The sequence below is a fragment of the Candidatus Avelusimicrobium faecicola genome (assembly GCA_900540405.1).
In the GTDB taxonomy this organism is placed as follows: domain Bacteria; phylum Elusimicrobiota; class Elusimicrobia; order Elusimicrobiales; family Elusimicrobiaceae; genus Avelusimicrobium; species Avelusimicrobium faecicola.
This window is the reverse complement of the sequence record UQFW01000044.1, coordinates 1-11,987: the sequence shown is the minus strand read 5'-3', so window position 1 is coordinate 11,987 and position 11,987 is coordinate 1. Positions and strand designations below refer to the sequence as shown.

General features: G+C 51.3%; 12 protein-coding genes. 8 read left to right on the top strand and 4 right to left on the bottom strand.

Translation table 11 applies throughout. The features are described from left to right. Positions 1-126: 126 nt before the first annotated feature. Both ACQY18_RS05180 and ACQY18_RS05175 read right to left on the bottom strand, forming a co-directional pair. Positions 127-2,028 (bottom strand): heavy metal translocating P-type ATPase, encoded by a 1,902-nt coding sequence (locus ACQY18_RS05180; protein WP_428039096.1) that lies wholly within the window; start codon positions 2,026-2,028, stop codon positions 127-129. After that, positions 2,025-2,399: an ArsR/SmtB family transcription factor gene (locus ACQY18_RS05175; RefSeq protein WP_428039095.1), complete on the bottom strand. Its 375-nt coding sequence runs from the start codon at positions 2,397-2,399 to the stop codon at positions 2,025-2,027. Before ACQY18_RS05175 ends, ACQY18_RS05180 begins: the two co-directional genes overlap by 4 nt. Before the next feature lie 133 nt (positions 2,400-2,532). Here ACQY18_RS05175 and ACQY18_RS05170 point away from each other — a divergent pair, with 133 nt between their 5' ends. From ACQY18_RS05170 to ACQY18_RS05160, 3 genes are all read left to right on the top strand, one after another. Then, positions 2,533-2,991 (top strand): type IV pilin protein, encoded by a 459-nt coding sequence (locus tag ACQY18_RS05170; protein WP_428039094.1) that lies wholly within the window; start codon positions 2,533-2,535, stop codon positions 2,989-2,991. Positions 2,992-3,539: 548 nt separating this feature from the next. Beyond that, positions 3,540-3,941, top strand: coding sequence for a CidA/LrgA family protein (locus tag ACQY18_RS05165; protein ID WP_428039093.1), 402 nt, complete (start codon positions 3,540-3,542; stop codon positions 3,939-3,941). A 1-nt stretch (position 3,942) separates the two neighbouring features. Next, entirely contained in the window at positions 3,943-4,626 is a 684-nt protein-coding gene (locus ACQY18_RS05160; protein ID WP_428039092.1) for an LrgB family protein, read from the top strand. A gap of 143 nt (positions 4,627-4,769) precedes the next feature. Here ACQY18_RS05160 and ACQY18_RS05155 read toward each other — a convergent pair whose 3' ends face one another. After that, complete coding sequence (locus tag ACQY18_RS05155; RefSeq protein WP_428039091.1) at positions 4,770-5,435, bottom strand: hypothetical protein; 666 nt, start codon at positions 5,433-5,435, stop codon at positions 4,770-4,772. A gap of 87 nt (positions 5,436-5,522) precedes the next feature. Between ACQY18_RS05155 and ACQY18_RS05150 the strand changes: the two genes are divergently transcribed. Beyond that, positions 5,523-6,749, top strand: a complete 1,227-nt coding sequence (locus ACQY18_RS05150) for an NAD(P)/FAD-dependent oxidoreductase (RefSeq protein WP_428039090.1) — start codon at positions 5,523-5,525, stop codon at positions 6,747-6,749. 1 nt (position 6,750) lies between these two features. Beyond that, positions 6,751-7,422: a toxin-antitoxin system YwqK family antitoxin gene (locus ACQY18_RS05145; protein WP_176777014.1), complete on the top strand. Its 672-nt coding sequence runs from the start codon at positions 6,751-6,753 to the stop codon at positions 7,420-7,422. Between the two features lie 122 nt (positions 7,423-7,544). Here ACQY18_RS05145 and ACQY18_RS05140 read toward each other — a convergent pair whose 3' ends face one another. After that, complete coding sequence (locus ACQY18_RS05140) at positions 7,545-8,630, bottom strand: hypothetical protein (protein ID WP_428039089.1); 1,086 nt, start codon at positions 8,628-8,630, stop codon at positions 7,545-7,547. Between the two features lie 187 nt (positions 8,631-8,817). Here ACQY18_RS05140 and ACQY18_RS05135 point away from each other — a divergent pair, with 187 nt between their 5' ends. The 3 genes from ACQY18_RS05135 to ACQY18_RS05125 all read left to right on the top strand — a co-directional run bounded on the left by ACQY18_RS05135 (position 8,818) and on the right by ACQY18_RS05125 (position 11,977). Then, positions 8,818-10,182, top strand: a complete 1,365-nt coding sequence (locus ACQY18_RS05135) for an acetate/propionate family kinase (RefSeq protein WP_176777012.1) — start codon at positions 8,818-8,820, stop codon at positions 10,180-10,182. Positions 10,183-10,300: 118 nt separating this feature from the next. Further along, a complete protein-coding gene (locus ACQY18_RS05130; protein ID WP_428039088.1) occupies positions 10,301-10,918 on the top strand; it encodes a DUF47 domain-containing protein in 618 nt (205 codons plus the stop codon). 9 nt (positions 10,919-10,927) lie between these two features. Next, entirely contained in the window at positions 10,928-11,977 is a 1,050-nt protein-coding gene (locus tag ACQY18_RS05125) for an anion permease (RefSeq protein WP_428039087.1), read from the top strand. Positions 11,978-11,987: the final 10 nt, after the last annotated feature.

The window sequence follows — 11,987 nt, the reverse complement described above, 5'->3', positions numbered from 1 at the left end:
TCACATATCCTCCCACATGCTTTGATATAAAACCACTGTATCAAAAAAAAAAAACAAGTCAAGGCGGGTTTAGCGTGAACGCTAAACCCGCCTTGAAAGCGGAAAACAACTTTTCTATTTAATAAACTACTTTTCTTTAGGCTGATATTTAAGCGGACGAATGGCATTAAGCACCGCCACGACGGACACCCCCACATCCGCAAATACGGCTTCCCACAAAGTAGCCGCACCGCCGGCCCCCAAAGCCAAAATAGCCGCTTTTACCGCCAAAGCAAACACAATATTCTGCCGCACTACTTTTAGCGTAAAGCGGGCCAAAGCCACCGCCTGCGCTATTTTTAAGGGTTCGTCGGTCATTAAAACCACGTCTGCCGCCTCTACCGCCGCGTCCGAGCCCAGCGCGCCCATGGCAATCCCCACGTCTGCACGCGCTAAAACAGGGGCATCATTAATACCGTCCCCCACAAAAGCCACTGTACCCGCCGTTTGCTGTTGGAGCCGCTCCACTTCCGCCACTTTTTGGGCAGGCAATAAATCCGCCCGGAACCCGTCCAACTGCAACGCCTTTGCCACCGGCTCCGCCGCGGCGGCGTTATCCCCGGTGAGCATAACCACCTTTTCAATGCCCTCTTTTTTAAGAGCTTGAACGGCCCGGGCGGCATCTGCCTTTATTTCGTCCGAAACCGTCACGCTCCCTATATATTTGCCGTCTTGCGCGCAAAACACGCTCCCGGCGGCTTGCGGCGGGATAGAAATGCCGCTTTCCAATAAAAAGGCCGCCTTTCCTACCAGCACCGTTTGGCCGTCCACCTGCGCGCTTACCCCCTTGCCGGCAATTTCGCGCACGTCTTTTACGCGCGCCGGCTCAACCGGCTTGCCGTACGCCACGCGCAACGCCGCCGCTACCGGGTGGTTAGAGGCCGCCTCGGCCAACGCGCAAATTTCCAACAGCTCGGGCGCCGTGCAGGATAGCGGGGCCACCGCCGTCACCTTAAACACGCCTTTGGTCAGCGTGCCGGTTTTGTCAGCCGCTAAAATTTTTAAGCGCGCGAGGGCCTCTACAAAATTCCCCCCTTTAATAAGTATGCCGTTTTTGGCCGCGCCGCCAATCCCGCCGAAAAACCCCAGCGGAACCGACAGTACCAACGCGCACGGGCAAGACACCACCAAAAACACCAACGCGCGGGAAACCCACGTCTTAAAAGTGGCATCCGGCACCAAAAGCGGCGGCACCACCGCCACCAACACCGCCCCCGCCACCACAAGCGGCGTATACCAACGCGCAAAGCGGGAAATAAATTTTTCCGCCCGGGCCTTTTTCCCCGCCGCGTGTTCCACCAACTCCAACACTTTAGCGGTGGCACTTTGCCCATACACCCGCGCCACTTGCAGGGTTAGTTTACCGTCTTTACACACAAACCCTCCCAAAGCCGTATCGCCCGTTTCCAAGCGCTTGGGGACGGACTCCCCGGTAAGGGCAGACGTATCGGCAAAGGCCGCGCCGTCCGTGACGGTGCCGTCCAACGGCACGCGCTCCCCCGGGTAAACCGCAATTACTTCCCCCACTTTTACATCTTCCGGCGCCACTTTTTGCCAAGTTTCCCCGCGCCACACCCGCGCAAAGGCCGGGCGCAACGCCAACAAAGCCCGGATAGAGTGGCGGGAATTGCCGGCGGCGCGCTCCTGGAACGCCTCGCCGATTTGATAAAAAAGCATGACGGCGGCGGCCTCCGGGTATTCCCCCAAACAAAACGCCCCCACGGTGGCTAACGTCATTAAAAAGTTTTCGTCTAAAAAATCCCCTTTAACAAGGCCGCGCAAGGCATGAAAAACCACTTCCCACCCGGCGATTCCCCACGAAACCACACAAAACGCCAACTGCACCCAGGGCCACTTCCCCATAAAAAGCGCCGCTATAAAAAGGGCGGCCGCGGCCGCAAGCCAGCGATAAGCGGCCCAAAAAGTTTTTTCTTCCCCATGGTGTGCGTGGCAGGCGCACCCGGTACAAGCACAGCAAGTATGTGTCATTTTTCCCTCACATGTTCCAGCCCCAGGCCGAAAACCTTTTTTACATGCTCATCCGCCAAAGAATACACAATGCTTTGGCCTTCCCGGCGACTTTTTACCAGCCGCCCCTGCTTTAATAACCGCAACTGGTGCGATACGGCAGACTGCGTCATGCCCAAGGCGGCGGCCAGGTGGCAAACGCAAAAATCGGCCGTGCTTAACGCCCATAAAATTTTAATGCGGGACGAATCCGAAAATGCCTTAAATAAATCGGCCAGTTCGTAGAGTTCTTCTTCGTCCGGGGCGTGTTTTTTTAAGTCCTCGGCCGCTTGCAAGTGGCGGGAGGCCAAGCTTTTCCCCTCCCGGGGAGTTTTTGAAAGTTCTTTTTTCATTTTAATATCCAATGTATGAACATTTGTTCATATATTATTATATATTTTTTTATGATTGTCAAGTTTTTGCTTGCCTTGCGTGCGATTTTTATTATACTATACAGTGTAAGGATTTTTATTAAGGAGATTTACCATGACCAATAACCGGGGTTTTACCCTTATAGAATTATTAGTAGTTGTATTAATTATCGGCATTTTGTCTGCCGTGGCCTTGCCGCAGTATACCATTTCGGTTGAAAAGGCCCGCCTGACGGAAGGTTTTATTACCGCCAAAGCCATTACGGACTCTATGCAACGCTACAAACAAATGCACACGGACAGTTGCCCCACAGAAAAAACCGGTATTGATGCCGATTTGCAAGGCGGAACTTGGAACGCTGACGGAACCGTTTTTTCCACCAAAAACTTTACGTTTACCATAGCCACCGGCTGCCAGGTAAACGTCTGCCGCCGCGACGGCGCGGCCACCACCTGCATTGTCAGCTGGACCCAGGTAATCCCGGCCAGCGACGGCACCAGCCCCCGCACGAACGTTAACAACGACGGCACGACCGACGGCAAAAAACTGGCGGACTTTGTGGAAGCCCTGTAAAATAAATTTGGCAATAACCATAAATAAAAAGACCCCGGGTTGTATAAGACCCGGGGTTTTTTATTTAGCCTAATGAGGAATAAGAAAGTTTACCGATAAGTAAGAAAACGGCAATGTAAGCGCGCAAACCCAATAAGGGCAAATTTAGTGTTTCACTCCGCTTGATTTTTAAGCTGGGCCCACATTTCCGCCAGCGCGTCCTGTAAAGATACTTTCGGCTCAAACCCCAATGCCCGGATTTTGGAAATATCCGCCGCATAAGGGGATTTGGCGCTTTGCCCCGGGCCACTAATGCTTTTGCCAAGTGGGACCCGATAAACCCCGCCCCGCCCGTAATAACCCAGGTGCGGCAAGGCAGGAAAGAAACCGCGCTTTCTTCGTGCAAGTTTGCCATATTGTTATTGTATAAAATTTACCCCCCTCTGCACGCTTAAAAAGCTATTTTTGTTTTGCCGGCCCCCGCTTATATTTTGTAAAATATAAGTAAAGTAAACAGTTTGAACCGCACAGAACCCCGTTTACCGGGGTTTTTTGTTGGAAAAAACACCATGAAACCCAAAATTACCTATTTTTTGCGCTTGCTTTTAGGCGGCGTATTCTTAGTGCTTATCTTTGCTTTATCCGTGTGGATAGTCCGCGTGAGCGGTATTCACTTCCCCGCCCCGCTGTTAGGCGTTATTTTGCTTTGCCTGCTACTTAAATTGCCGTTTTTCCCCCAGGTTTTAGTGCAAGATATTTGCGAGTTGCTCCTCAAGCACATGACCCTTTTATTTATCCCGCTGACGGTGGGCATTATGGCGTATGCAGGCACTATTTACCACAATTTAACCCCTATTTTAGCGGCTATATTCGTGGGGACTTTTGTAAGTATGATTTTAACCGCCCTGCTGATTGAAAACACGATTAAACTGATTAAGTGGCGGAACCTTAAAAAGGGGCGGCACAACTGATATGTGGGGTTTAGTGGCTACACTCTTGATTTATATTTTCTGCCGCAAAACGGCCCGCGTGCCGGTGTGGGGCAAGTTGCCGGTTTTGCTTTCCGCCTCCGCATTACTGATTGGCGGGCTGTTGCTCTTGCGCGTTTCTTACGAAGATTACAACGCTTCCGCCCACTGGATTACCTGGGCATTAGGCCCGGCTACGCTGGCTTTTGCGTGGCCGCTGAGCCAAAATTTGGGCGTATTGAAACGCAATAAACGCGCGGTATTCGGCGGGTTATTATTTTCGTGCGTGTGTACCGTTGCGCTTACTTATGTATTGGGCAGATGCTTTCACGCCCAGGAGTCGGTTATATTTTCCATGTTGCCCAAATCCGTGACGACTCCCGCCGCGGTGGAAATTTCCAAAGAGTTGGGCGGCATACCGGAACTGACCGCTTGTTTGGTGTGCTTAACCGGGCTGTTGGGCGGGCTGACGGCGCACAGCATTTTTAAGTTTTTGCACATTCACAGCCACGCGGCTATTGGCATTTCCATCGGGGCCACCAGCCATGTATTAGGCACCAGCAAATGCGCGGAAAAACACCGTGACAAACAAACGGTTTTAAGCACCCTGGCCCTAATTATTATGGCCCTGCTGACCGCCCTGATTTCCCCGCATATTGTAGCCTTGCTGAAAGCGTTGCTGGATTAAGCCCCGCACCCGACCCGGCCGCACGCACCGCCTGAAAACACGGCCCGGAAAACGGGCGACCAAACACAACACGCGGTTTCTTCCCCCCATAAAAAAGCCTGCTTTTTAAGCAGACTTTTGTTCAAAATGCCGGAGCGGTTTTCCTAACGGTGTTTGCGCGCCGAGGAGGCTTTTTCGTTAATTTTGCTGTTCTTGCCGTTTACCGCGTCCAAAATACCTTTGATATTAGACATCGCTTTTTCTTCCGTAGCCTTATAGTTTTTGGCTCCGGCCAGTTTTTCGGCCGCATCCGAATTGGCCGCCGCTCTGTCGCGCTCTTTTTGCTGTTGGGCCGTCATTCCCCCCATACCGCCGGCACCGCCTCCCAATTTGGCGGCTTTTAAGCCGGGGTTGGCCGCCGGGGCGGCTTGCTTGACCGTCACTTCCTGTTTAGAGGCCCCCTTAGTCGGGCGCGGAGCCAAACTGAACGCCTCTGCGCGCCCGCCGGCCGCATCTAACCCCGGGCGGACCGGGCCGGTAGACGGCGTAAAACGCTGGGCGCTTAATCCGGCCGGAGTGGTGGGGTGGGTTTCTCCCGTTTCCGGCGTAAAACGGTTGCCGCTGTTGCCCGGCTGGGTGGTGGGGCGGGTGTTGCCGGTTGCGGCGGTAGTCGGGCGGCTTGCGCCCGTAGCCGCGGTGGTCGGGCGGACATTCCCCGCCGGGGCCGTGCTAAAGGTAGGGCGGGCCATCTCCCCCACGGTAAATGCCGCGGCAGAAACCGGGAGCAGGCAACCCATTAAAAAAGTAAAAAAATAAGTGGTTAAACGCATAAAATCTCCTAAAAATATACTCTTTTATAGTATATACTTATGGGCGGGAGTGTCAAGAGCGCGCATTTTTGCTACACTGTATTTAATATGAACGATTTGCCTATTTATGACGTGCTGATTATCGGCGCCGGAGCCAGCGGCCTGTTGTGTGCACTGGAATGTGCGCGCGCCCGCAAAAGGGTTCTCATTTTGGAAAAAGACCCTTTGCCCGGCCGCAAAATTTTAGCCAGCGGAAACGGACGTTGCAACTTAACCAATGCCCGCGTATCGCCCGATTTTTACCACGCCCCGCGGGAACTGATAGAAAGCGCCTTAAAACACTTTCCGTTTGCCGCCTGCAAAAAATATTTTGAAGATTTAGGCGTTTTATTGGTGGAGGAAGATAACGGGCGGTTTTTCCCGGCTACCGGCAAAGCTACCGCTGTTTTGGAGCCCTTAAAATTGGCCGCGTTGGAAAACGGCGCCGAACTGAAAACCGGGCAAGAAGTGGTTAAAATCAAACGCGGCAAAACTTTTACCGTACAGACCCAACAAGGGGGCCATTTTCAGGCCCGGAACTTGGTGCTGGCGTGCGGCTCATGCGCGTTCCCGCAGCTTACCGGCACGCAGAGCGGCTATGCGTTGGCAAAAAGTTTGGGGCACAGCATTATTTCCCCCGCGCCCGCCTTATGCGCGCTGACGGTGAAAGAAAAAGCCATATCCCGCTTGCAAGGCTTGCGTGCGCAAGTGGCGCTAACTGCCCGCGCCGGGCAGGAAATACTGGCCCAAAGCCAAGGGGAAGTGCTGTTTACCAATTACGGCCTCAGCGGCCCGGCCGCCATTAACATCAGCGCCGCCATTACCCGCCGTTTGCCCCAGGGTAATGTAAGTGTGGAGTTAAACTTTTTCCCCGGGCGCACGGATTTTGCGGCATTTATGCAGGCCCGCCGGGAAAAATTCGGCCACCGCAAAGCCAAAGATTTTTTTGCGGGGCTCCTGCACGAAAATATCACCAATTTACTGATAGATTTTGCCGGCATTAAAAAGAACATTCCCGTAAAAGAATGGACCCCGAACACCTGGAACAATGTGCTGAAAACGCTGACGGGGTGGGCTTTTACCGTATGCGCGGCGCGCCCGTGGACGGAAGCCATGGCCGCAACCGGGGGTGTAAACTGCCGCGAAATAAACTATAATACTTTTGAGTCCCTTAAATGCGCGGGCTTATTTATTACCGGCGAACTGCTGGACGTTGACGGCAGAAGCGGAGGATTTAATTTACATTTTGCGTGGAGCAGCGGCTTTGCGGCGGCTCAAAAACTGGTGGAGGCTTAATATGGTTGATATTGTAAGAAAAACAAGCAGCATTAACGACCCGTTGCACGTTGGGTTTATCCGCACTTATTCCATTGACGGTAAAGAAGTATACCGTGAAACCTTGGATAAGAACTTGGATATTCAAAAGCACGAAGGCACTATGCCCGACGGCACCGTAAAAGAATTTTTTGAAAACGGCAAACTCTATTTTGAATGTGGTTTCAAAAATGGGGAACGCGACGGCAAATGCAAAATTTATTATGAAAACGGCAAAGTAAATATTGAAAAATTTTACGAAAAAGGTATGTTGCAAGGCAAAGCGCGCGTTTTCAACCCGACGGGCAAGTTGTATAAAGAATTTTCCTACGTTAATGACGTGCAAGACGGAAAACAAATTAAATACTATCCCACCGGTAAAATTTTGGAAGTGGCCGAATACCAAAAAGGCTACTTAAACGGCGTGAGCAAAATTTACACGCAAGACGGAGATTTGCGCTCCGAATGTTCCTATAAAAACGACAAGATTATCGGCGATAAAATTGTGTATCACCCCAACGGAACGATTGCGCTGATTTCCCCCCACAAAGACGGAAAACCGCACGGCGTGACCAAAAAATTCAGCGAAACCGGCGACCTGATTGAAGAATGGTTCTTTGAAGACGGCGTACTGACCCTTAAAAAAGTATATTAAGCCTTAGTCGGCACAAAGGCGGCCCCGTAAAAAGGGCCGCCTTTTTTATGGGAAGAACCGCTCAAACACACCAAAAAACCCGGCATAAAGCCGGGTCAAATCAGGCGGTAAAATCCGGCCCGTTAAGGTTTAGGCCGGCACTGCGGCTCGGTCGGCTGGGCCTCGCACACCGTGCGGGATTTTTCCACCGGGTACACGGTATACCCCGGGTTTTTGCACGGGCCGGCAAGGCACTCCACCTGCACCAAGTGCCCTTGCTCGTCATACGTTTCGCGGGTTTGGATTTCGCGCGCGGGGCTGTATGTCAGGCGTTCTTTCGGCTGGGCATTGGGGTAAAAAGTAATGGCTTGCGTAAGCCGGGAAAATTCAAAATGTTGCCGGGAAACCGGAAAGCCGTTTTCCGCAAATACGACGGATTTACTAACCAGGCCGTCGGGGCCGTTTTCTTCCCAACGGCGCACGCGGCGCGAAGCATCATAAATCACGGTGGAAGTTTCCTTACCTGTTTTTAAGTCATAAATATAGCGGGTGGTTTGGTTGGTGTCTTCGTTAAACCAAAAGGCCGTTTGTAAGTTGCCGCTGGCGCGGTCGTATATTTTGCGCATGGTTTCGCGGCCCCAAAAGTCAAAAGAAGCAAACTCAAAATCCAGGCGGTTAGACGTTTTATAGGTGTTTTCTTCCCATAATTTGCCGTTGGGGAAGAACAGCCGCTCCGTAGACGAACCGTCCGCATTGCGCGTAAGCGTACAGCGCGCAATATCCCGGCGGGAGCAATCTTCCCGGCGCAGTAAACGGCGGCCCGGGTCCACAAAGCGCTCTAACGTGTGGGTGGAATTAGCCAGGGGTACGTCTTCCCAAGTATTGGTGGCGCCGTTTAATTTACGCCACGAAAGCAATTTTCCCCCGGTTGTATACGTTAAAGAGGCTTGCGGAACGGACGAAACCGGGTCCAATTCCAGCTCCGTCGTCACGCCTTTGCCCGGATAAAAAAAGATATTGGTTAATTTTTGGTCTTGCCCGGTAAAACGCCATTCCACCCGGCCGGCCCCCTCCGCATTTTGGTAAAATTCCGCGCGGCTGCCGTCGTTATAATATTCTATGGAACAGCGGGCAATTGCCCCGCCTTCGCACACGCCCGGTTGGGGGGCGCCCGCCGCTTGCAAAGCAGGCAACAAAAGCCCCGCCGCAAGCATTAAAAATTTATACATAAAAAGACCTCTCTTTTATACACTTTTTACTTGCAAATTTACCTAGTAATAAACTTTCTTAATACAATACTATCATAACCATACGGAAATGACAACACATTCCCCCTTTTTTTGCTAGAATATAGGGGAAGCAAAACCAATACTCACGCGCTTTTATGGCGCAACAAAATTCAAGGACATACAAAAAATGATTATTCTTTTCTTAAACTGCGGCAGTTCCTCCGTTAAGTACAGCGTGTACGATTGGGACAAAAAAGTAAGCCTCTGCGCCGGCGCGGTAGAACGCATTGGCATTGAAGGCTCCTTTATTTCCCAGGACCGTACCGGATTTCCTAAATTTGAACTCCAAAGAAATTGCAAAGACCATAAAGACGCTATCAACCTGGTTATTGAAACCTTAACCGATAAAGAACACGGCGTTATTGAAAATGTAAGCGTTATTTCCGCCGTGGGGCACCGCATTGTACATGGCGGTAAGTTTTCCAAATCCGTTATTGTGGACGACAGCGTAGTGGCCGAATTAAAAAACATTGCCGATTTGGCCCCCTTGCACAACCCGGCCCACATTATGGGTATTGAAGCCGCCCGCGCGTTAATGCCCAACGTGACCCACGTTTGCGTAATGGATACCGCTTTCCACCAAACCATGCCGGCATCTTCTTATATGTATGCCTTGCCGCGCAAATGGTATACGGACTATCAAATCCGCCGCTATGGCTTTCATGGCTCCTCTGTTTTATACACTTCCCGCCGCGCCGCCGTGCTTTTGGGCAAAAATGTAGACGAAGTAAACACCATTGTTTGCCACATTGGCGCGGGTGCCAGCGTGACCGCCGTTAAAAACGGCAAATGCCTGGATACCAGCATGGGGCTCACCCCGTTAGAGGGTTTAGTAATGGGCACCCGCTCCGGCGATATGGACCCGTCCATTTGCTTCCACATGATGAAAAAGCTGAATATGGCGCCGGAAGAAATGTATACCATTTTGAACAAAAAAAGCGGTATGTATGCCCTAACCGGGGACCGCTTTGCCGACCAGCGTGACGTGCGCAAAGGCGCCGCGGAAGGCGACGAGCTTTGCAAACTGGCGTTAGAGGTGGAAACCTACCGCGTTAAAAAATACATTGGGGCGTATATGGCGGCATTGGGCCGTTTGGACGCCATTGTATTTACGGCGGGCGTGGGTGAACGCGCCACCAACATACGCGAAATGATTTTGCAGGGCCTTGAAAACTTTGGCATTGTGCTGGACGAAGAACGCAACAACTGCGCCGACACCAACAAGGCCGAATGCCGCATTTCGGCGGACAACTCCAAGGTAAAGATTTTTGTAATCCCCACGGACGAGGAAATTGTAGGCGTGCAGGATATTGTAGCCTTAAAAGCCGGCACTTACGAAGATTACACCAAGTTCCGTTATATCTTTCAAGAAAAAGATTACCGCAACAAACTGCGCGACGCCGCTTTTATTGAGGAAGTAAAGAAAAGACCGTTCCTGTTAAAAGCCGCCGTAAACTTGCCGGAAGAGTTAAAAAACACCGCTGCGCGTTAATTTACCAGCTCCCGCTTGCCTGTGGCAACGGGAGCTTTTTTATAAAGTTGTAATTCCGCCCGCAAGCGTTTTTGGTGTGGGCGCAAGTAATAAGAGTACCCAACGGAGTAATAAAAATATGTTCATGCCCAAAGAAGTAAAGTTCTTTGATTTGTTTGATAAACAGGCCGAAAACCTTGTAAAAGCGGCTGAATTTTATAAAAAACTGACGGACGAAGCCGCCTTTACGCCCGAAAATGTGCGCGCCATGCACGAGCTGGAACACTACGGCGACGAACTGACCCACAACATCATTAACACCCTAAACGAAACTTTCATTACCCCGTTTGATAGGGAAGACATTTTGGCCTTGGCAAACCGTTTAGACGATATTATAGACGGCATTTATTTAATTACAAACCGCTTTCAACTGTATAAAATTGAAAAACCCTCCGAATACAGCCAAAAACTGGCCAACACCATTGCCCAAAGCACCAAAGCCATGCAAAAGGCACTGGCCAGCTTGCGCAGTAATAAAAATATGAAAGAAACCCTGTTCCAATGTGTGGAAATTAACCGCCTGGAAAACGAGGGCGACGTATTGCGCGACGAGGCGATTTCCTGGTTATTTGAAAACGAAAAAGACCCCATTATGGTTATCAAACAAAAAGAATTGTTTGAAGAAGCCGAAACCGTCACCGATTTTTGCGAATATGTGGCAAACTTGGTGGAATCCATTTTGGTAAAAAATAACTAGAGGCCCGTTATGGCTTGGATATTATTTTTAATTATTCTGGCGTTATTTTTTGACTATCTAAACGGCTTCCACGATGCGGCAAACTCCGTTGCTACCGTTGTTTCCACGCGGGTATTATCCCCCAAAGTGGCGGTGGCGTGGGCGGCGTTTTTCAACTTTGTGGCGTTTTTAATCTTTCACACCGGGGTTGCCAAAACCATTGGCAGCGGCATTGTGGACATCCACTTAGTGGACGCCAACTTGGTTTTTGCCGCATTGGTAGGGGCCTGCGGGTGGAACTTAATTACTTGGTGGTGGGGGTTGCCGTCCAGCTCCTCCCACGCGCTGATTGGCGGCTTAATCGGGGCCGGGTTGGTAAAAGGCGGCTTTAGCGCGCTGGTGATGGGCGGGATATTAAAAACCGTACTGTTTATCTTTTTATCCCCCCTACTCGGGCTTTTGTTAAGTATGCTGATTGGCATACTGGTATTTAATTTGTGCCGCTCTTTCAACCCGTATAAGGTGGACCATTTCTTCCGCAAAGGGCAGCTAGTGTCTGCCGCGGCGTATTCCTTGGGCCACGGCGGCAACGACGCCCAAAAAACCATGGGTATTATCAGCATGCTTTTGCTGGGCGGTTTAACCGGCAGTGAAGTAGGCCCTATCCGTGATTTTCTGCTCACCCACCACGAAATGGAACTTGCCGCGCAAGGCCAGTTTATTGTGCCGCTTTCCGTTGTGTTGCTCTGCCAAGGGGCTATTGCGATGGGCACGCTTTCCGGCGGGTGGAAAATTGTTAAAACCATGGGCCAAAAAATCACGCGCCTGCGCCCGGTGGACGGGTTCTGTGCGGAGTCGGCTTCCTCTATCTCCCTGTTTATTGCCTCTGTGTTAGGGGTGCCGGTTAGCACCACGCACACCATTACCGGGGCGATTGTGGGCATTGGCTCCCTGCGCCGCCTTTCCTGCGTGCGTTGGAGCGTGGCCAACCGCATTGTGTGGGCCTGGTTTATTACCATTCCGGCGGCGGGGCTGATTTCGGCCGCGGGTTATATTCTAAAAGTGTTTTTATTTGATTAACCAACAACCT

What these genes read in the sequence shown, in the direction of transcription:
- ACQY18_RS05165 (WP_428039093.1), top strand. Translation starts at nt 3,540, where the DNA reads ATGAAACCCAAAATTACCTATTTTTTGCGCTTGCTTTTAGGCGGCGTA.
- ACQY18_RS05180 (WP_428039096.1), bottom strand. Translation starts at nt 2,028, where the DNA reads ATGACACATACTTGCTGTGCTTGTACCGGGTGCGCCTGCCACGCACAC.
- ACQY18_RS05155 (WP_428039091.1), bottom strand. Translation starts at nt 5,435, where the DNA reads ATGCGTTTAACCACTTATTTTTTTACTTTTTTAATGGGTTGCCTGCTC.
- ACQY18_RS05170 (WP_428039094.1), top strand. Translation starts at nt 2,533, where the DNA reads ATGACCAATAACCGGGGTTTTACCCTTATAGAATTATTAGTAGTTGTA.
- ACQY18_RS05145 (WP_176777014.1), top strand. Translation starts at nt 6,751, where the DNA reads ATGGTTGATATTGTAAGAAAAACAAGCAGCATTAACGACCCGTTGCAC.
- ACQY18_RS05135 (WP_176777012.1), top strand. Translation starts at nt 8,818, where the DNA reads ATGATTATTCTTTTCTTAAACTGCGGCAGTTCCTCCGTTAAGTACAGC.
- ACQY18_RS05175 (WP_428039095.1), bottom strand. Translation starts at nt 2,399, where the DNA reads ATGAAAAAAGAACTTTCAAAAACTCCCCGGGAGGGGAAAAGCTTGGCC.
- ACQY18_RS05130 (WP_428039088.1), top strand. Translation starts at nt 10,301, where the DNA reads ATGTTCATGCCCAAAGAAGTAAAGTTCTTTGATTTGTTTGATAAACAG.
- ACQY18_RS05160 (WP_428039092.1), top strand. Translation starts at nt 3,943, where the DNA reads ATGTGGGGTTTAGTGGCTACACTCTTGATTTATATTTTCTGCCGCAAA.
- ACQY18_RS05150 (WP_428039090.1), top strand. Translation starts at nt 5,523, where the DNA reads ATGAACGATTTGCCTATTTATGACGTGCTGATTATCGGCGCCGGAGCC.
- ACQY18_RS05125 (WP_428039087.1), top strand. Translation starts at nt 10,928, where the DNA reads ATGGCTTGGATATTATTTTTAATTATTCTGGCGTTATTTTTTGACTAT.
- ACQY18_RS05140 (WP_428039089.1), bottom strand. Translation starts at nt 8,630, where the DNA reads ATGTATAAATTTTTAATGCTTGCGGCGGGGCTTTTGTTGCCTGCTTTG.